The sequence below is a fragment of the Actinomadura rudentiformis genome (assembly GCF_008923185.1).
GTDB lineage: Bacteria > Actinomycetota > Actinomycetes > Streptosporangiales > Streptosporangiaceae > Spirillospora > Spirillospora rudentiformis.
Genome location: NZ_WBMT01000004.1, coordinates 258196 through 275311, shown reverse-complemented (window position 1 = coordinate 275311; position 17116 = coordinate 258196). Strand labels below are relative to the sequence as shown.

At 67.1% G+C, this 17116-nt stretch carries 19 protein-coding genes and 1 pseudogene; 6 read left to right on the top strand and 14 right to left on the bottom strand.

The window, feature by feature from the left end:
• Positions 1-75: 75 nt before the first annotated feature.
• From F8566_RS49765 to F8566_RS49760, 4 genes and pseudogenes are all read right to left on the bottom strand, one after another.
• Positions 76-222 carry a hypothetical protein gene (locus F8566_RS49765; protein WP_192809617.1) on the bottom strand — a complete coding sequence of 49 codons (147 nt, stop codon included), beginning with the start codon at positions 220-222 and terminating at the stop codon, positions 76-78.
• A gap of 1947 nt (positions 223-2169) precedes the next feature.
• A pseudogene (locus F8566_RS51035) lies at positions 2170-2286 on the bottom strand (IS5/IS1182 family transposase); the annotation flags it as partial.
• An 80-nt stretch (positions 2287-2366) separates the two neighbouring features.
• Positions 2367-3722 (bottom strand): WD40 repeat domain-containing protein, encoded by a 1356-nt coding sequence (locus tag F8566_RS10520; protein ID WP_151559920.1) that lies wholly within the window; start codon positions 3720-3722, stop codon positions 2367-2369.
• 404 nt (positions 3723-4126) lie between these two features.
• A complete protein-coding gene (locus F8566_RS49760) occupies positions 4127-4270 on the bottom strand; it encodes a hypothetical protein (RefSeq protein ID WP_192809616.1) in 144 nt (47 codons plus the stop codon).
• 98 nt (positions 4271-4368) lie between these two features.
• Between F8566_RS49760 and F8566_RS49755 the strand changes: the two genes are divergently transcribed.
• Together F8566_RS49755 and F8566_RS10515 are read left to right on the top strand one after the other, a co-directional pair.
• A complete protein-coding gene (locus tag F8566_RS49755; protein WP_192809615.1) occupies positions 4369-4542 on the top strand; it encodes a hypothetical protein in 174 nt (57 codons plus the stop codon).
• A gap of 104 nt (positions 4543-4646) precedes the next feature.
• Positions 4647-5201 (top strand): peptidoglycan-binding domain-containing protein, encoded by a 555-nt coding sequence (locus F8566_RS10515; protein WP_151559919.1) that lies wholly within the window; start codon positions 4647-4649, stop codon positions 5199-5201.
• A 296-nt stretch (positions 5202-5497) separates the two neighbouring features.
• Here F8566_RS10515 and F8566_RS10510 read toward each other — a convergent pair whose 3' ends face one another.
• The 5 genes from F8566_RS10510 to F8566_RS10490 form a co-directional block, all read right to left on the bottom strand.
• The gene (locus F8566_RS10510) at positions 5498-6037 is read right to left on the bottom strand and encodes a DUF4240 domain-containing protein (protein WP_151559917.1); all 540 of its coding nucleotides are present in this window, start codon (positions 6035-6037) and stop codon (positions 5498-5500) included.
• 181 nt (positions 6038-6218) lie between these two features.
• Positions 6219-7367, bottom strand: a complete 1149-nt coding sequence (locus tag F8566_RS10505) for a serine hydrolase domain-containing protein (RefSeq protein WP_151559916.1) — start codon at positions 7365-7367, stop codon at positions 6219-6221.
• Between the two features lie 200 nt (positions 7368-7567).
• Entirely contained in the window at positions 7568-8752 is a 1185-nt protein-coding gene (locus F8566_RS10500; RefSeq protein WP_151559914.1) for an RNA polymerase sigma factor, read from the bottom strand.
• Positions 8749-9084: a YciI family protein gene (locus tag F8566_RS10495; RefSeq protein WP_151559912.1), complete on the bottom strand. Its 336-nt coding sequence runs from the start codon at positions 9082-9084 to the stop codon at positions 8749-8751. The genes F8566_RS10500 and F8566_RS10495 overlap by 4 nt, the downstream gene beginning before the upstream one ends.
• A gap of 231 nt (positions 9085-9315) precedes the next feature.
• Complete coding sequence (locus tag F8566_RS10490) at positions 9316-9816, bottom strand: hypothetical protein (protein ID WP_151559910.1); 501 nt, start codon at positions 9814-9816, stop codon at positions 9316-9318.
• Between the two features lie 283 nt (positions 9817-10099).
• Here F8566_RS10490 and F8566_RS10485 point away from each other — a divergent pair, with 283 nt between their 5' ends.
• A complete protein-coding gene (locus tag F8566_RS10485) occupies positions 10100-10279 on the top strand; it encodes a hypothetical protein (RefSeq protein WP_151559908.1) in 180 nt (59 codons plus the stop codon).
• A gap of 120 nt (positions 10280-10399) precedes the next feature.
• Here F8566_RS10485 and F8566_RS10480 read toward each other — a convergent pair whose 3' ends face one another.
• From F8566_RS10480 to F8566_RS10460, 5 genes are all read right to left on the bottom strand, one after another.
• Complete coding sequence (locus F8566_RS10480; RefSeq protein ID WP_151559906.1) at positions 10400-12124, bottom strand: S8 family peptidase; 1725 nt, start codon at positions 12122-12124, stop codon at positions 10400-10402.
• A gap of 121 nt (positions 12125-12245) precedes the next feature.
• Positions 12246-12695 (bottom strand): NUDIX hydrolase, encoded by a 450-nt coding sequence (locus F8566_RS10475; protein WP_151559905.1) that lies wholly within the window; start codon positions 12693-12695, stop codon positions 12246-12248.
• Entirely contained in the window at positions 12692-13924 is a 1233-nt protein-coding gene (locus F8566_RS10470; protein WP_151559903.1) for a WD40 repeat domain-containing protein, read from the bottom strand. The genes F8566_RS10475 and F8566_RS10470 overlap by 4 nt, the downstream gene beginning before the upstream one ends.
• Before the next feature lie 180 nt (positions 13925-14104).
• Positions 14105-14689: a GNAT family N-acetyltransferase gene (locus tag F8566_RS10465; RefSeq protein ID WP_151559902.1), complete on the bottom strand. Its 585-nt coding sequence runs from the start codon at positions 14687-14689 to the stop codon at positions 14105-14107.
• A 9-nt stretch (positions 14690-14698) separates the two neighbouring features.
• Positions 14699-15739 (bottom strand): hypothetical protein, encoded by a 1041-nt coding sequence (locus F8566_RS10460; RefSeq protein WP_151559900.1) that lies wholly within the window; start codon positions 15737-15739, stop codon positions 14699-14701.
• A gap of 37 nt (positions 15740-15776) precedes the next feature.
• Between F8566_RS10460 and F8566_RS10455 the strand changes: the two genes are divergently transcribed.
• The 3 genes from F8566_RS10455 to F8566_RS10445 all read left to right on the top strand — a co-directional run bounded on the left by F8566_RS10455 (position 15777) and on the right by F8566_RS10445 (position 17103).
• Complete coding sequence (locus F8566_RS10455; protein WP_151559898.1) at positions 15777-16010, top strand: hypothetical protein; 234 nt, start codon at positions 15777-15779, stop codon at positions 16008-16010.
• Between the two features lie 68 nt (positions 16011-16078).
• Positions 16079-16504: a hypothetical protein gene (locus F8566_RS10450; RefSeq protein ID WP_151559896.1), complete on the top strand. Its 426-nt coding sequence runs from the start codon at positions 16079-16081 to the stop codon at positions 16502-16504.
• Positions 16501-17103: a hypothetical protein gene (locus F8566_RS10445; protein ID WP_151559894.1), complete on the top strand. Its 603-nt coding sequence runs from the start codon at positions 16501-16503 to the stop codon at positions 17101-17103. Before F8566_RS10450 ends, F8566_RS10445 begins: the two co-directional genes overlap by 4 nt.
• Positions 17104-17116 lie beyond the last annotated feature (13 nt).

The window sequence follows — 17116 nt, the reverse complement described above, 5'->3', positions numbered from 1 at the left end:
CTTCAGTGGCGCCGTTGTTGACGTGGATGGAGTGGCCGATCAGGCAACCGGCGTCGTCGCCGGCCAAGAAGACGATTACTGCCGCGATGTCCGCTGGCTGGGCGACCCTGCCCAGCCGGACATACGGATCGAGGTGTCCGTCATCACCGTGGAGGCGAATTCCGGCGCCACCGCGTTGCCGGTGGTGCCGAGCCGGCCAAGCTCATGGACGAGCTTCGCCATCGGGGCGTCGATGCCCGCTGGCCGCCACGTTTGTTCACTTGCGCCTGCCAGCCGAGGCGCCGGGCAGGCACACAATCCGCCCACACCGTGCGGGCCCAGTCGCGCCGCACCGCGTGGACACAACCCGGCCCCACCGCGTGGACACAACCCCGGCTGCAACGTGCGGGCACAACCGGCACGCACCCGCACAGTGTGGGCACAGTGCCTCGGTCCCGAACGGCACGGCATGCCTGCACCGTGTGGGTACGAGCCGTCCGGACCGCGTGGACACAATTCGCTTGGCCCGCGTGGGCACGACACGGCCTGCGCTGCGTCCGTCCCGTACGGGCACGACACGTCTGCACCGCCCGCACCTGTACGGGCACCGAATGGGCATGATGTGCACGCGGCGCGACTCGGCTGGCCAGGAAGATGGCCTTCCGTGAGCACGGTGTCCCAGGCCGCGTCGTTCATCTCGTAGGTCAGGTTGTCCGAACGGGCCAGCGCCGAATGCCGGGTCGTACATCGCTGCGATCTGGTCGATGACATCGCGTACCCGATCGACGTCGGCCACGTCGCACCGTTGCGCCTCTACGTCGATTGACCAGAGCTGCCTCGCATTCTCCTCGTCCAGACCGACCACCGCGACGACAGCTCGGTCGGCGGGCAGCAGGTGTGCCATAGCCGCATCGATGCCGCGCTCCGCGTCAGTTGCCAGCGCGACTCTGGACCTGTCCATCACTCTCCGCAAAGCACACGTTCGGAACGAGCAACATTGGTATGGGTCAGGGGCCGAGCCGGTGGATCAATCTGCGACACAGGCAGGGTCTTGAATGGCCATATATCTCGACGGCGACGCGGTCCACGGTACGAACTGAATGCACAAAGGGCGTGACCGACAGCAATTGGCGGCTCTCGAAGTCTCGGCTTCCTGGGGAGCGCAGACGCTCCAGTCCGTAATTGAATGTGTACACGGCCTGGCCCAGGCGATGCATCTTCTCTAGAAGCACCTGCAGGAGCGCCAGAACAAGGAATCAGTAAGCGACCCTCCGGCCGAAGCGGCTCTCGCGACCTGGTTCGACGTCGATGTGACTCCGCTGGTCGCCGCTGGTCGCCGTGGGTGAACCTGCCGACACTCTCGTGATCGTCGACACGGTATTTGCCGTGTCCGAAATACTCCCCCGCCGCCTGGCATATTTCGGTGAAACCGAGAAAGAGTCTCATCCGGGCTCCCATGCAGCAGTGCTGACAATCAGTTGCACACGCTAGATCGACACATCACGATGCGATACCTATTCAAATGGATACAAAACTGTCACTCAAGTGATCTTCCCTGTCTCTGTCGTTTCGTCCTAGCATGCATCGCATCTATCCCCATTCCCGTGTTTGTATTCGCGGGTTGAAATAGTCAGACAATGAAGTGCCAGCGTCCGGCCATTGATACACGCGACTAGATTCAGGTCTGTTCCACAACCAGCTCGGCCAGCGAGACGACGTCAGTCACGCCTTGGCGCAATGCCCGCGCGCCTACTCAGGCTGAGACCGGCCACGGCCGCCGGTCTCGTGTCGCGTGCCGACGTGCCACTGGCCGCAGGACCTACGCGATCGATCAGCCTGGTTGCACTTGCTGCCGTGAGCGCGGCATGAGTGCACGATCCACGGGCGACCATGCAGACGCACGACGCTGGCCAAACTCCTGCGAGCGGAGGCTGGCCATTGCCCGCCGCTTGACCTCGTCCAGTCCACCGCCGTCCCGGCCCACGCTCAGCAGGGCGCGGCCTGGAGCCGCCGATCAGCCTGCTCCCCCGCTACGCGGATATTCCCTACTGCGCTCCGCGTTCCGATCAAGGCATCGGCTGCAGCAAACCGAGGCGAGCGCTGTCCTGAACGCTGACAGGGCATTTGGTCCCGCGGAGTTGGTTTGATTTTCGGGTCAGGTGCCGCGCCATGTGGGGTGGTTTCGCCGGTGAGGCGGCGGCTCATGAGGTCGATCATTGCGATGTGGATCATGGCTTCGGAGCGGGTGGGCAGGGCTTCGTAGTCGCGGACAAGGCGGCGGTGCACCCTGAACCAGCCAAAGGTGCGTCCGGCGGAGCAACGTAGGCGGTCACCCATCCCCCGGCGGGCTCGCTACCGGTCTCGTCGCCGTGCCCGCGTCGAGCCCATCACGGCGCCGAGAGCCTGAGACCGACTGGTGGCTCGTCAGGCAGGCCTACGCGGAAGAGATGGATCTGGTTCTCGACGATGACCGCCAGCCGGGCGCCGTCGGGCGACCAGGCGAGGGCCTGGGCACTTATCCCAGCCTGCATGGGGTCCTTGGTCGGGCGCCGCATGATGAGCTCACGGTCGGCGACACGGTAGATGTCCGGTGTGCTCTTGCGCTCATCGTTCCAGTCCTCGGTCGCCACGGCCAGGTACGCGCCGTCCGGGCTCGCCGCCACCGCGTTCAGCCAGTCGCCCGGCACGGTGATGGTGTCCAGGATCTGGCCGGTGGCGGGCTCGATCACGTGCACCTTCGAGCCGTGGGCGACGAACATCCGGGTCTCGTCCGCGCTGAAGGTCACGCGCGTGACCCGGTCGGCGGATCCGTCATCGAGCCGCACCGTACGATCGGGCGTGGACGGCCCGGAGACGAAGTCCATCCGGTCGCCGACGCCGTACTCGACCCGGAAGCGGCCGGTGCGCGAGCGTGCGCGGCCCGTCTCCACCGGAATGTCGATCTTGGTGTCGGCGTCGAGATCGTAGGCCCACGGATGAACCTCGTCGTTATCGTCCTCCTTGAGCGTGACCACATGCCGCCCGGGCACCCACATGATGTCCCGGCCGGCCGAGACGGGTGTCACACCGAGACGCTGGGACCGGTCTGCCGTGTCGTAGACGGCCAACTCGCCGTCCTCGCTGGTGACGGCGAGAAAGCGGCCGTCGTCGGAGAAGGCCAGCACCACGATGTCGTCGGAATGGTCGGAGTCGGCGAACGGAGTGAGGACGGCCTCCGGTTTCGTGAGATCCGGTACGTGCGGGGCATCCTCGGCGCGCAACCGGTGGGTCGGGTCCGGGTACCACCCGGTCGCCCAGCTCAGACCGGGCCAAAGATGCTCCAGCCAGCGCGGGTCGGTGACCTGCACTTCGTAGTCGGCCTGCACGAGACGGTCCTCATCCGGCCAGCCGTCGTCTCGTTCGTGCATTCTCTCCTGGAGAGCGTGGATGTGGCCCCACTTCTCATCGGACGGCGGATGGTTGCGGATGGCGACGCGTTCGACGCTTTGGACGAACCACCGGGTGTTCACAGCAAGCCAGCCGTCGTCGTCGAGCTCCCGCCAGGTGAACACACCACCGAGTGGACCCCCGCGGTCGTCCGCGCTCTCCCACAACAGCTGAAGGAAGAAACCGGGGTCTCCCGGCAGTTCGGCATGCCACCGGCGGCCGACGTCATAGTCGACAACGAAGATCCGAAAGCTCACACGCAGCCGGTCGGGTGCCAGGGCGAGCACCCGCACGCCATAGAAGGGGTGGATGGACAAGGATCTCCTTCGTCGAAACCAGAGGCCCTTCAGCGTGCAGCGACGAGCCTCAGAGCCACCGCATCACGATTTAAGCAGCCGTCACCCTCCTCTGGACCGACAAATGATCAACCGGACAGGCCCAGCACCGACGCCCCGAGTGGGCATCGAGCGTGGTCGTCACCAGGGAGGGGGAACGGAAGTGGCCGCCCGTGGGGACGATCAGCGGGCAATCGTTGGCCGTCCGCCGGGGAAATGATCTTGGCCGCTGGCGGTACGGGCGGCGGGCGGCGGGTGGCGCGCCTGGCGGTCAACGTGGGTCCGATCAGCGCCCAGTGGTCATCGAGCAGATCGCTGGGATAGCGGCGTGACTGGCTCATGTCCTTGGCCTACGCCGACAGCACCGGCCGGCCAGCAGCCCGTGATCACCTGGACCCGGCGGGCCAGCGGCTGGCGATCACATGGACCGCGCTCGCGTCCGCAGGCTCGCCGGGCTCGGCAACCACGAGCTTGGCGGTGGTGTCGTCCACGGGACTGGGTGCGGCCGCCAGCGGACCAGAACCGTCCACCAAGGTCACGTAAACCCGATTGACCTGGCCAAACCTCCACGAGCTGGTCGGCATCTAACCAGGACAAGCCACAGAACGTGAAGGCAAGGAATCCCATTGTGAACGTAAAACGCTTTGCAGTCGTCGGTCTTACCGGGGCGGCGCTGATGGTCGGGGGCGCCGCCTTGGCCGACGCCACTAATCAGGACAGCCCGATCGGCCCTTCCAGGCCCAGCCTGTCCCCCGGCCAGAGCGCCGACCAGGTACGGACCGTGCAATGGCTGCTCGGCTAATGAACGTTCCGTCGCGCAGGCCGTTCGAATTCCGCGCCAACCTCTCTGCCCTCGTCGGCATCTAACTCAGGACAACCACAGAATGTGAACGAAAGGAACCCTGAGTGAACATCAAACGCGCTACGGTCGTCGGCCTCACCGCGGGTGCCCTGGTCGCCGGTGGCGCCACCCTGGCCGGTCCGGCCTCTGCTGACACCGCCACCCAGACCAGTCCGAGCGGCCCCTACTGGCCCGTCCTGCAGCGCGGCCAGACCAACGAGCAGGTTCGTACCGTGCAGTGGCTGCTCAACTGCAAGAACATCAAGGTGGACGTGCCCTCGCACTTCGGTCCCAAGACCCAGGCGGCGGTGAAGACCTACCAGAGCAGGTACGGCCTCAGCCCTGACGGCAAGGTCGGCGCCTACACCTGGACCTCGATGGCCAGCCGGGCCCAGGTCAAGTACAGCGACCGCAACGACTGCGTGAAGGCACTGCAGGTCGCGCTGAACGTCTACCGGGACATGACCGGTGCCAAGGATCTGCCGATCACCGGCTACTTCGGCCCCAAGACGCGCACGAGCCTGCACAAGTTCCAGACCACTTATGGCCTGCCCGTTCAGGACGTCGTCACCGTCGCGACCTGGAACCGCCTGACCGGCCCCGAATCACCCGGCGAGTGACCGCCACCAAGGCTCCTCGCTGTTAGCCACTGCGACAAATCCCAGGTCGGACGATGAAGTCCTCCTGGGATTCTTTGTGTGCGGACGCGCCGCGCCTTCAATTGGCCGACCATGGGTAGCACGTACAGCACCGGCCGCATCTCATATTCCGGCAGCTTCCGTGAACGGCGAGCTCCGCCTCCCCAGTCGGCCGCCCCCACTGTTTTGTGACTCGCGGCAGCGTCCTCAATCGCGCATTCCGTGGGTGGAGCGCCTGGTCACGGGGAATCCACCGAGCCAGCACAGCGGCCAGGGGCTCAAGTCGGTGCTTGCCCTCGTTTCAGCTGGGACAACCGGGGCAGCCGTCGGCTTCTCTCGTCGTGGTCTTCGAAGTCCCAGCCGAAAGTGATCGAGGGGTAGCTGATCGTGGCGGCATTGGAGGGGAGTTGTTCGCCCGTCCTCCGGTGGTAGGCGGTCCAGGCGATGCCCAGGATCGGCTCGCCGTCCAGATCCTGCCCCACCGCTGCCGCCCGCCGTACTGCGGGAACGTCGGCCAGGGAGTCTGGATCGGCGACGGCTCGCTCGAAGACCTCACGTCCCTCGCTGATCAACCAGCCGCGGAAGTACTCAAAGCCGTCGTCGGACGCACCGCCGTTGATCAGGTAGGCGGCACCCCACAGGTCACACAGGTACGACTCAGCCAGCAGATCCCTCAGAACCTGCTCCGCCCCCACGATCTTGTCGGCAGGAAGCTCGGCCAGGAGCTGCGTGGCGCGCTCGGCCACGCTGTCTGAGTCCTGCTCTGCCGCCGCGGCCCGAGCTTCACCGATCAACTGCCAGAACTGGTCATGATCCACGGCACCGAAGCCTGGCAGCCGCAATCCACTCGGACAAACGCAGCGCAGCACGATTCGGAAACGATCACTTCACTCAGCGGGTGTTGAAGATAGTGATTGCGCTGCCGCGATAGCGCTGGCGCTCGATCTTGATTCTGAACGCGTGGGGGCTGATGTCCTCCTCGCCGGGTCGGGGTGACCGTCAGCAGAACACCTTGCCTGCAAGGGCATACAGCTTGTCTGCCGACGGCGGTGCGGAGCCGAGGTTGACCGACAGGTTCATCTGCCGTCCGTCGTCGGAACGGAGCGCGTAGGTCGTGTAGCCGATGAGCTGACCGCTGTGCCCGATCATGCGCTTGCCGCAGGGCAGCGCGTACTCCTGGAGGCCGAGCCCGTACGCGAACCCGGCGTCGGTGGGCCGTACGGTGCGCATCGCGGCGAGCGCCGAGGGGGACAGCAGCCGCCCGCCGAGCAGTCCGTCGAGGAACCGGCCGAGGTCCCGGGTGGTGGAGATCATCTCGCCCGCCGCCCAGTCGAGGGAGGGGTTCATGCGGGTGGCGTCCACGGTCCGCCCGTCCGGCAGCAGCGCGTAGCCGTGCGCGTGCGGACGGGGGAGCCCGGGGCGGTCGCCGGGAACGATCGTCTGGGTCAGCCGGAGCGGTCGCAGGACGCGTCGTTCCACCTCCTTCCCGTAGGGTCGCCCGGTCAGCCGCTCGATCAACCGCCCCACGACCACGTAGTTGGTGTTGGAGTACTTCCAGGTGATGTCCGGGGGATTCTGGGCGGGGATGCGGAACGCCTGCGCGAGGAGCCGGTCGGGCTTGTAACTGCGGAACCGTTCCGCCCCACGCCAGCGGTTGGTGGACCATCCCGGGTCGCTCATGTAGTCGCGGAGCAGACTGGTGTGCTGGAGGACCTGCCGCACCGTGATGTGCTCCCCGTCTGGGACGACGCCGGGCAGGTGCTTGGCCACAGGGTCGTCGAGCCGCAGCCGTCCTTCATCGACGAGCTGCAGGAGAACGGTTGCCGCGAACGTCTTGGTGACGCTGCCGATTCGGAAGTACCCGGCTGGATCGGCGGGCCGTCCCGTTCGGACGTCAGACACGCCCGCCGCGCCGGACCACTCGCCGCCGCCCGCGGTTCGCACGCGAAGCAGGACGGCCGTGGCCGCCTTGGTTTTCACCAGATCGTTCAACGTCTCCTGGAAACCGTCCTGGGACGAACGGGTGCGGCTCGACTGGGGCTGCGCCGTTCGCTCGTCAGGAGCGGCGAAGACGGCCAGGGCCGCCGCAAGGGCCGCCGCCGTAGCGCCGGACACCGCGAACGCCGTCCATCGGGAAAATTTGATCATGGGTGGACGCTACGGAGCCGCGCCTGTCGCGACCATGGGGACGACCGCCCGTCCGTCCTGTGGAAAACCGCACCCGCCGCGCTGCGGATCTTCCGTCTCTGCCTTACTCCGGCCGACCCCGACTGCAGGGACAACAGAACTCGAAAGTGTCCGTCCATGACGATCGGCCCGGCAGATGCGCCATGAGCAGACGCCCGGGGTCATTGCTTGTTGAGCTGGCTCAGCTGTCGTTGGAGGAGGCGCCGTTCGGCGTCGTTCCGAACGAGGGCCAGAGCGCGCTCGTAGGCGGTGCGGGCTTCGGGGACTCGGCCGGCGCGGCGTAGTAGTTCGCCGCGGGCGGCGTGCAGGTAGTGGAAGTCCTGAAGGGCGAGCCGGTCGATGATGTCCAGGCCGGCTTGGGGACCGTGGGTCTCGGCGATGGCGATGGCGCGGTTCAGGTCGACCACCGGCGAGGCGGTGAGCCGGGCGAGTTCGCCGTAGAGCGCGGCGATCTGTGGCCAGTCGGTGGGCTGCTCGGTGTGCAACGAGGCGATCGCCGCCTGGATGACGTACGGGCCGCTGCCGTGCAGCGCCAGGGCTCGGGCCAGCAGGCGGCGGCCGTCGGTGATCTCGGTGGCGTCCCACAGTGAACGGTCCTGGTCGGCGAGCAGGATCAGCTCGTCGTCGCGGAAGCGTGCGTGGCGACGGGAGTCGTGCAGCAGCATGAGGGCCAGGAGGCCGTGAGCCTCGGCCTCGTCGGGCATGAGCTCGACCAGGGCACGTCCGAGCCGGATCGCCTCGCCGGCGAGATCCACCCGGCCCGTGTACCCCTCGTTGAAGATCAGGTAGACCACCGCGAGCACCGCGGCCAGCCGGTCGGGCAGCAGGTGGTCGGCGGGCACGCGGAAGGGGATCCCGGAGGCCTTGACCTTCCGTTTGGCCCGCACCAGCCGCTGGGCCATCGTCGGCTCCGGTACCAGGAACGCGTGTGCGATCTCGTCCGTGCTCAGCCCTCCGAGCGCGCGCAAGGTCAGGGCGACCTGCGCCTCCAACGCGAGCGCGGGGTGACAGCAGGTGAAGATGAGCTCGAGTCGCTCATCGGGAAACACCACGTCGTCCAACTGGCCCATCTCGTCCTCCCAGGCCTGCTGCACCTCCAGCAGCCGGGTCTTGCCGGCCAGCGTCTGATCACGGCGGATGCGGTTGATCGCCCGGTTCCGGGCCGTCGTGATCAGCCAGGCGCCCGGGTTGGACGGCGTCCCGTCCCGCGGCCAGCGGTCGGCGGCGATCGTGAAGGCCTCCTGCGCGGCCTCCTCGGCGAGGTCGAAGTCGCCGAGGAAGCCGATCAGCGCAGCGAGGACACGCCCCCACTGCGCACGGAAGACTTCTTCCAGGGAGTCGGTCATTCGTTCAGCGGGCGTATCTCGACCGCGCCGATTCGGGCCGCCGGGATGCGAGAAGCCAGCTCGATCGCCGCGTCGAGGTCGTCGGCTTCGTAGAACAGGTAGCCGCCGAGCGCCTCCTTCATCTCCACGAACGGGCCGTCGGTCGTCAGCGTCTTGCCGTCCCGCACCCGCACCGTGGTGGCCGTGTCCGGCGGCTGCATCCACCGCCCGGGCGTCACACCCGGGGTCTGCTCGATCGCCTGGTAAGCGGTCGGGAGCGCCTCCTGCTCCTCCGGCGACAGGCGGTCCCACGCCTCCGGATCGCCATGGGTGATCAGCAGCAGGTACTTCATCGCGTCCTCCTCGGGTGTTGATGGTCTCCTTCAAGGACAATCGGGCCACAGAAAAATCGACACCACCGCGCAGCCCAATTTCGTAAGTCGACGCCACCGACCCGGAAGTCGCATCGACCAGCACGAACACCACAAAACCAACGACCGGTGATCAGGCTCACAGCCCCTTGCGGCCGTACTCCGCCGTCAGTGACCTCATCCACCGCCGCCGTCGCACAGCCCCGGGGTCGATCATCCGTCCGGCCGCTTGCCCGGGTCCGGCTTCCGCGGGATTCCGAAAGGTGCTCTGCCGCCGCGGGGGACGCCTAGATCGTCCAGCAACGTGGCCGTCGAGCACAGTCGGCGGGCATGGTCTCGCAGGGCTGCGAGGCACTCGTCCAGGTCGGTTGTCTGAACGGTCGGCAGGGTGATGAGGTCCCGTACGTTGGCCTCCCCTCCCACCTCCAGCGGCTCGTCGATCTCGGTCGCGCCTTCGATGACGAAGCCGGAATCCTTGACCGTCACGTCCACCACGAGCGTGACCTCACGTTGCATGCCTTCCGGATCGTTCCGCAACGAGAACGAGCAGCCCACGCGAGCCATCGGCTTGGTACTGCCGTACCGGAAAGCGAGCAGTTCCCAATGAACCGAGGGATGCTTCAGGGACTGGTCGTACCCGTACGCACCGAAGCGCTCTGTCACCTCGTGCAGTGCGACCAGGAGGTCCACGGCCCCCTGGCCCCGGATGTCCATGAGAACGACTGTGCCCGTACCACCGCGCCAACGCCAGCGTCGCCATGGACTACGTCACCATCGCCCCCGCGACAGAACCCAGCCACCTCGACCACGCCTCCCCCACCGGCGACCTGCCCAGCCTCCCCCCACCACTCCGACCTGCGCGGCCTGCATGGCCACGGGTGCAAAGTCGCCGTGTGAGCGCTCGATGCAGGTGAGCCAGACCACGGTGGTTGTGCCAAATCAGGAGGAAATGCCAGTCGACAAGCCGGTAGATTTCAGGGCGACAAAGGGGGATGTCATGATCGATGACGAGCAGGAACGACCTGGCTGGACGCAGAAAACGTTGTCGCAGCTGACCGCGGAGGAGATCAGCGAGGCGCTCACCTATCTGAGCCAGCACAGCGACGCCGACGACGTCCTGGCCCGCGCCCTGGTGCGCCAGCTGACCGAGAACGCCTGCCCCGATCTGGTGCGGTGACCGTTTCAGCTTCCATGCCTCGGAGACGCCATGGAGCCGTCGGGTTGCTGCGCGGCCGGAATAACGTGGCCCCCGACCGCGCGGGTCGGGGGCCACGTACATGAGCAAGAACCGCCGTGATCAGCGCTTGACAGCGTTGAACGCGTCGACGATGCCCTTGCCGTAGAACCCGTTGTAGCTCTTCGAGCCCTCACAGGCGTGGGTGGTCACGACTTTCCGGAACGAGCCGTCGGGCTGCTTGACGTACCGGGTGTAGGTGTACGAGCCGGTCGGCGGGCACGGGGTCGCGGTCGCGGTGCCGGTCAGGATCGACCGGACGGCCGCCGGGGCCAGGGTGAGCCCGCCGTTGGACCGGTCGCGCTTGCCGTACCTGCTGACGATCAGCGCCGCGACGCCCGCCGCATGCGGTGAGGCCATCGAGGTGCCCTGGATCGACTGGTAGTACGCGCAGACGCCGGCCTTGCAACTGCGCACGACCCGCGGCGTGTTGGGCGTGCCGTCGGCGTTCAGCTCACCCCGCTCGCGGGCGAGCGACTCAGGATAGGCGGCCCAGATTCCGGCTTTGTCGTTGAGCTTCTGGTCGGCGGTGTCGTACTTGTCGCCACCGGGCGCCGCGACCGCGATGTAGCCCTTTCCGTAGCTGGAGTAGTAGGCCTTGCGCTTGCTGATGCCGGTCGAGGAGACCGGGATGACGTGCTTGCCTTCTCCGGGCAGGGACAGGCAGCTCGTCGGGATGGTGCGCGTGTAGGGCTTCTCGCCGGGCTCGGAGGCGAAGTCCGGGCTGGTCTCGTCGGTGTTGGTCTTGGTGTAGTCGATCGCCTCGTTGCCCGCGGCGGCGACCAGGGTGACGCCGTGCCGGTGCGCGAAGTCCAGCGCCCGGTTCGTCGCCTTGATGATCGTCTGCTGTTCGGCCTGGTCGGCCGGGGAGTCGGCGGGGTTGTTCGTGCAGTTGAACAGCCACGGGTCGATGTAGTAGCTCATGTTGACCACGTCGATGCCGTGCTTGCCCGCGAAGGTGAGCGCGTCCACCGAGGGCTGCAGGAAGAAGTAGCCGGAGTCCTGCCCCGCGCGCAGGTTGACCAGCGACACGTTGGGGGCGACGCCGGCCATGCCGAGGCGGTTGCGAGGCGAGGCGATCGTCGAGGCGACGTGGGTGCCGTGCTCGTTCTCGTCCACGTCCGCCGGGTCGTTGCAGGACTTGTCCGGCTCGTCGGCGCAGGGACCGTCGACTTCATCGCCGTTGGCGTCGGCCGGGATGTCGGTGGTGAAGTTGCGGCTCAGTGCCCGGTTGAAGTTGGGCCTGATGTCGGGGTGGGAGCCGTCGATGCCGGTGTCGATGACGCCGACGAGGACACGCTTGTCACCGGGCTCGACCTTGTACGAACCCTTGGCCGTGGCGCGGATCTGCTTCATGTCCCACTGCAGGTCGGCGAGAGGCTCCTCGGCCTTCTTGCTGGTCCTGGCGGTCGTGGCGCCGGTGGTCTGGCCCCGGCCCTCCTTCTCTACGGCGAACTGCTTGGTGACCTTCGCGGCCTTGGGAGCCCGGCCGATGACGCGGTTGGTGGCCGCGCCGTCCAGAGCGCCCTGCCGCCGGGCCTGCGCCGCGAATCCGGTGTTGGTGGAACGAACGGTCGCCACGCCCACGTCGGTGTTCTCGCGGACGATCGTGCCTCCGGCCGCCTTCACAGCGGCACGGGCCTTGGCGAGCGAGACGCCGTCCTTGTAGAGGACGACGTACTCCGAGGCTTGGCCGGAAGTCTGGTTCGGCAAGGCCGAGGCGGGGACCGCCAGCACGGTCGTCGCGGTGACGACGGCGCAGGCAGCACTGATCAAGGTACGCCGCAACGCACAACCTCCTGGCTGAAGATGGGTGATACGCCCGAAATGTGGGGCGAGCCAGGCGACGTTACGGCAGTGACGGTTGAGGCTTGTGTACAGATTTGTAACGAAACGGGGCAAGTTCGGTTCAGACCAGGGTTGTCCAGAGTGGATCAATATGGCCCAGCCATGCGTCTTGGGCGTCTGCCAGCGGACGTTCCAGCGGCAGTGGCACGAAACGGCAGGCGAACGTCAGTCCTGCGTCGCCCCCATCGCCGCGAACGGTGTGGTGCCACGCATCGGCCGTGGTCGCAGGCGCCTCAAGGTGGAAGTAGGTGGTCCTGCGCGGCTGCCCGGTGTCGGGATGGGGTTTGTCCTCCACGATGATCCGCCGGACCACGGACGGGATGAGTAGGCCGGTTTCCTCGGCGACCTCCCGCAGGACGGCTTGTTCCAGTTCCTCGCCGGGATGAGCACCGCCCGCGGGGATCTGGGTGCCTGCCCGCGGCATGCCGATGTGGTCGAAGACCAGGAGCTCAGGGAGAGCGCGAAGCCTGATCACGTAGGCGGCGACGCGGATTCTGGGCGGGCTCGTCAACCGGGGGCCTCGTCTCGTACACCACGGTCCAGGAACCAGGCGGTGATCTCGGCGGGGTACGTCTCGACCGTCACCATGGTGTCGCCGCCAGGAGTGAACGTGGCCAGGAGGAGGTTCGGCTCCTCCATCGGGCGATTCCACAACACGCGGCCCCGGCCGTCGATCACCCTAGCCGCGTCCTCCGAGGTGAACAGGGCGCGCGGCCCGTCCGGTGACCACGTCATGGCCTTGCACGTTCCCTCGTTCGAAACGCGTCCAGTGGACCGTCCGAACACGTCCATGCCGCCGTCCCCGCCGACGGCGACCGCGTCACCCTCCGGTGAGAGCGCGAGCGCGCTGACACCGGACAGGGACGTACGGTGCCGGGCCATGACCTCCCCGCCGGGCAGCCGGTGAATCAGCACGTCACCGTCCGGGCCGACGATGGCGAGCCGGGTGCCGGAGTGGTCCAGCACGGCACGACCCGCGACGACCATGGTCGTGGTGAACGTGACGTCACCGGTTTCGGCGTCGGCCACGACGACGTGCCGTTCTGCGGATTCGTCCAAGGGAGTGGCCGAGCTCACGGCCACGATCAGCTTCCCGTCACCGCTGAAGCCGATGTGCGAGTACCCCGCTCCCCCGGTTTCCGTTCGCCACGAACCTGCCGCCCACAGCCGCTCCGGCCCCGGCACGCGCCAGACGATCACCTGCTGGTCGAACCTGCCCGCGGCCGCGATGAGGGAGCCGTCCGGGCTGACGACCACGTCCTCGCCCCAGCCGATGAAGTGGTCATCTACCTGGACGCCGTCGGTCTCCCACGTTCCCGTCTCGGCGTCGAACACCTCCAGCCCGCCGCTCGAACTGTTGCCCTCGGCCGCGGAGACGAGAGCCGTCCAGCGCAGGTCCGGGCTGGCCCCGACGGCGTTGAAATCGCTGAAGAAGCCTTCCTCATCAACAGCCGGAGCGCCGTAGAACTCCTCGTACGCCTCAGGGGCGTACCCGTTCATGGCGAGCGTTTCGAAATCCGCGTACAGCACACGGTGATCAGCCAGCAGAAAGCACAGCAGCCCCTCGGAACGCCGCTGCCACCACCGGTACGGCATCGGGCGCCGACCGGGCCAACCCTCCAAGCTCTCGATCAGCGCCCGCACTTCGTGTTCCGGCAGGTCTTCGGCATGGCGGGTGATCTCGTCCCACGCCTCGAACTCACGACCATCGACGGCCATGGCCTGCCACCGTTCGATCACCGCCCAAGCCCTCCTCACATGCACCCACCCATGATCACCATCCCGAACCTAGCCAGCCCCCGGCAGCACCGGAACATAACCGCAGTTAACGGGCGTTCCGCGCGTGGGTCGTGGATACCGCGACGGGCCGGTTGAGGACACTGGCGGACGTCGTCCGGCGCAGCCAGGGATCAACGTGCTTCACGCAACATCATGCGGTGCGACCGGCAGTGGAAGCATCAGTACGTCGAACCAGGGCGCGTCGGCCCATCCAGGGTGGAGACGGCCGACTTTCTTCCAGCCCCACGAGCGGTATGCGCGGTAGGCGTTGTGGTTGTCCTGCTCCACCAGCAGTGTGGCGCGTTGTTCGGTACGGCCGGCCAGGAGTTCATCGTGAAGGGCGTGCGCGACGCCCTGGCCCGTCCATGACCGTCGCACCATGATTTCTGATAGGGCGAAAGTGCGATGCCCATCCTCTTGCGTGAAGCCGGGCTCGGGTTCCTCGTCCAGGCCGTTCCACCAGGCCGAACGTTCACCAAGGGGCCAGCCCCAACTCTGCCCCACCGGTTCACCATCGGTGGTGTACGCAACGACCAGCTCAAATCCGCGTTCGGGTGCGGTGTAGGCGTCGAACCGGTGCATGAACTGCTCGACCGAGTCGAACGGATCACCGGAGGCGATCGCGTCAGCGTAGGCGTCTCGGTAGATGAGCTCAACGGTGTCACGGAGCTGGCGGGCGCCGGTCGCATCGAACCGGCGGAAGCTCACCTTCTGGTGATCAGCCATGCCGGGACGCTACTGGACGACCAGGGACTTGGCCAGCAAGTCGAACCGCCCAGCGAACTCCTCGTCATCGACCTCAGCACGCACCGGCCGCAGGGTGTTGAGGGTCCGGACAGAGAACACTGTCCCTTCCAGCGCCGACAGCGCCCGCTCGCCGCTCTCCACGGCACCCCTGATATCGCCGGCCTGCAACCGGACCGCAGCCAGGAGCGCCGAGTAGAAGGCGTGATTGCGAGGCAGCAGCGTCGGATCTTCCAGGACCTTCGCGTACAGCTCAGCAGATGCTTCAACATGACTGCGGTCGCCGGTGATCGAGGCGCGATCGGCAAGCGCCCGTGCCTCATGGCCGGTGATTTCGGTGCCGGTGACGAACGCGAACCACGGCCGGTCGCTGGCGTGGGGGCCTCGGTCAAGTTCGCGCCGCGCGGACGTGATGGCCCGGGTCACAGCGGGGCTGTCATCAAGCAGCGCGACCGCAGTGGCGCGGCGCATATGGATCAGCGCGTGCAGCTTGGGCGAAGGCTCATGCCTGGCAACGTCGGCGGCCTGATCGAGAAACCGGACAGCCTCGCGGGCGGGTCCGCGCCGCCCGCTGAGCCTGGCCAGTGCTGTCGATTGCAGTGCCATGGTGACGTAAGCGTGTGCGTGCAGTACTGGGTCGTGGGTGCTTTCAGCGAGCAGGCCGGCTTCCTGGGACAGCCTCCGCGCCAACGCCAGGTCACCGGCGTCGAAGGCGATGAATGATCCGCAAACGCCCAGGTTTGCCCCGGCTGTCAAGAGTTGAGCGCCCACCAGTTCGGAGTAGTCAGCTTCGTCGAACATCTCGCGCGCATGACCGAACAGCTGGACGGCTTGACGCAGCAGTGCGCCGCCGCCCACGTTCCAATCGCGTGTCCACAATTCGGTGACGCACGCCTCCAAGTACTTGACCTGCGAGGTACCGACTCGTGCGGGACTTTGCAGGGGCCGGGGGAGCACGGCGCCCGCAGCCACAGCCAGGACGCTGCCATTGAAGGAACGACGATCCACTCTCACCTCTTCCGCCTTCTCCAACAGAGGCAGTTCCAGGGTCGCATTTGGTGGTGTCCCGATGAAGGCCGAGCCAGACCTCAAGGGCACGCCTCCGACTCTGCATCTAAAGAACACCGAAATCAGTAACGGCTCTGGCGAGAGCCTCCTCACCGAGACGCTGTATGCAAGCCATGACCAGGAAGGCCGCCTTTGGCTGCACTGGTCGTGGCACGACACACTCGCAGCTGCCGATGACCTGGAAGCCGCCGAAAACAAGATCCTGGCTGTCCTGACCGTCAGCGAGGCGGCCTGATCAGCGTGGCGACCATCCAACCCTGCGACCACGAACGCAACCGGACAGCCACCCGAGGTCGACAACGGATGCGTCGTAGCCGCCCACCACAGCAGACTCCAGGCGGGAAGGCCGCGAGGCCTGACGCACCCACCCATCCTTTCCGCCTCTCCCCCGCCCAAGCCGAGATCGGCCACGAGTACGCGTTGCGGCTGGCGCGGCGGCTCAACGCCTATCAGGGCGTCACGGCCAAGGCCACCCGCAGCCGGCGGGACCCGCTCCAGATGTCGGTCGGTGCCCAGGTCATGCCCGGCCCAGTCCCGGTCGGGCTGCGGGTGCACGTGTGGCCTCGGCACGGCGACGGTGCCCTGTCGTGGTACCGGGCCCGGCCGCTCCTGGGCCGAGCGATCTTCCAGTACGTGCGGCCCGTCACCGAGCTCGACCCGCTGGCCGCAGACCTCGTCGCCAGCCTCCACCGGCGCACAGCCGCGAGCCTGACGGGAACCCAGTCATGACCACCCACCACGACATCGTCATTTGCCACCTCGACCGCCTCGCAGTCGCCGTCAACGCACGCGGCCGGGAGACCGTCGCCCGCTACCAGCCAGATCTGAACCCACCCCGCCTGAACGTGCTGCGCCTCGGGATGGAACAGGTCGGCACGGCCGTCACCGTGCAGCCCCACCCGCTTCTGGAGGGCGGGCCTCTGTACTACTTCACCTTCGACGGTGCGGAGCTGGCGCCCGGGAACGACCCGGCTCGCGCTGCCGACCAGGCGATCCGGCTCACCGAGCAGCCCCCAGTGATCCGCACCCCGGCTGTGCAACCGCCAACCGGCCAGCCCCGGCCTCAGCCCGGATTCTTCCAGCCGTCCAGGCCGCACGCCGACCAGGCCCGCATCCTGGAATCCAAGCTGGGCGTGCAGGTGTGGCACGGCGGCGCCACGGGCTCGTGGTGGGCGATTGACGACAGCGGACTGGTCGAAGCGGCCACAGCCCAAGAGCTGGAAGCCAAGATGGCTCGCGTTCAGGCCCGTTCGCAGCAGACTGCGGGCCAACGCCTGACGCGATCGGTGCATCGGCCGCCCGCTCCCCCATCAGGGTGGCCGACATGAAGATCGTCTCACT

Bases quoted from the DNA above. Each gene is read 5' to 3' on its own strand.
- F8566_RS10465 (WP_151559902.1), bottom strand. From the start codon at position 14,689: ATGGCTGATCACCAGAAGGTGAGCTTCCGCCGGTTCGATGCGACCGGC.
- F8566_RS10505 (WP_151559916.1), bottom strand. From the start codon at position 7,367: ATGATCAAATTTTCCCGATGGACGGCGTTCGCGGTGTCCGGCGCTACG.
- F8566_RS10445 (WP_151559894.1), top strand. From the start codon at position 16,501: ATGACCACCCACCACGACATCGTCATTTGCCACCTCGACCGCCTCGCA.
- F8566_RS49765 (WP_192809617.1), bottom strand. From the start codon at position 222: ATGGCGAAGCTCGTCCATGAGCTTGGCCGGCTCGGCACCACCGGCAAC.
- F8566_RS10485 (WP_151559908.1), top strand. From the start codon at position 10,100: ATGATCGATGACGAGCAGGAACGACCTGGCTGGACGCAGAAAACGTTG.
- F8566_RS10490 (WP_151559910.1), bottom strand. From the start codon at position 9,816: ATGGACATCCGGGGCCAGGGGGCCGTGGACCTCCTGGTCGCACTGCAC.
- F8566_RS10450 (WP_151559896.1), top strand. From the start codon at position 16,079: ATGCGTCGTAGCCGCCCACCACAGCAGACTCCAGGCGGGAAGGCCGCG.
- F8566_RS10500 (WP_151559914.1), bottom strand. From the start codon at position 8,752: ATGACCGACTCCCTGGAAGAAGTCTTCCGTGCGCAGTGGGGGCGTGTC.
- F8566_RS10495 (WP_151559912.1), bottom strand. From the start codon at position 9,084: ATGAAGTACCTGCTGCTGATCACCCATGGCGATCCGGAGGCGTGGGAC.
- F8566_RS10455 (WP_151559898.1), top strand. From the start codon at position 15,777: ATGAAGGCCGAGCCAGACCTCAAGGGCACGCCTCCGACTCTGCATCTA.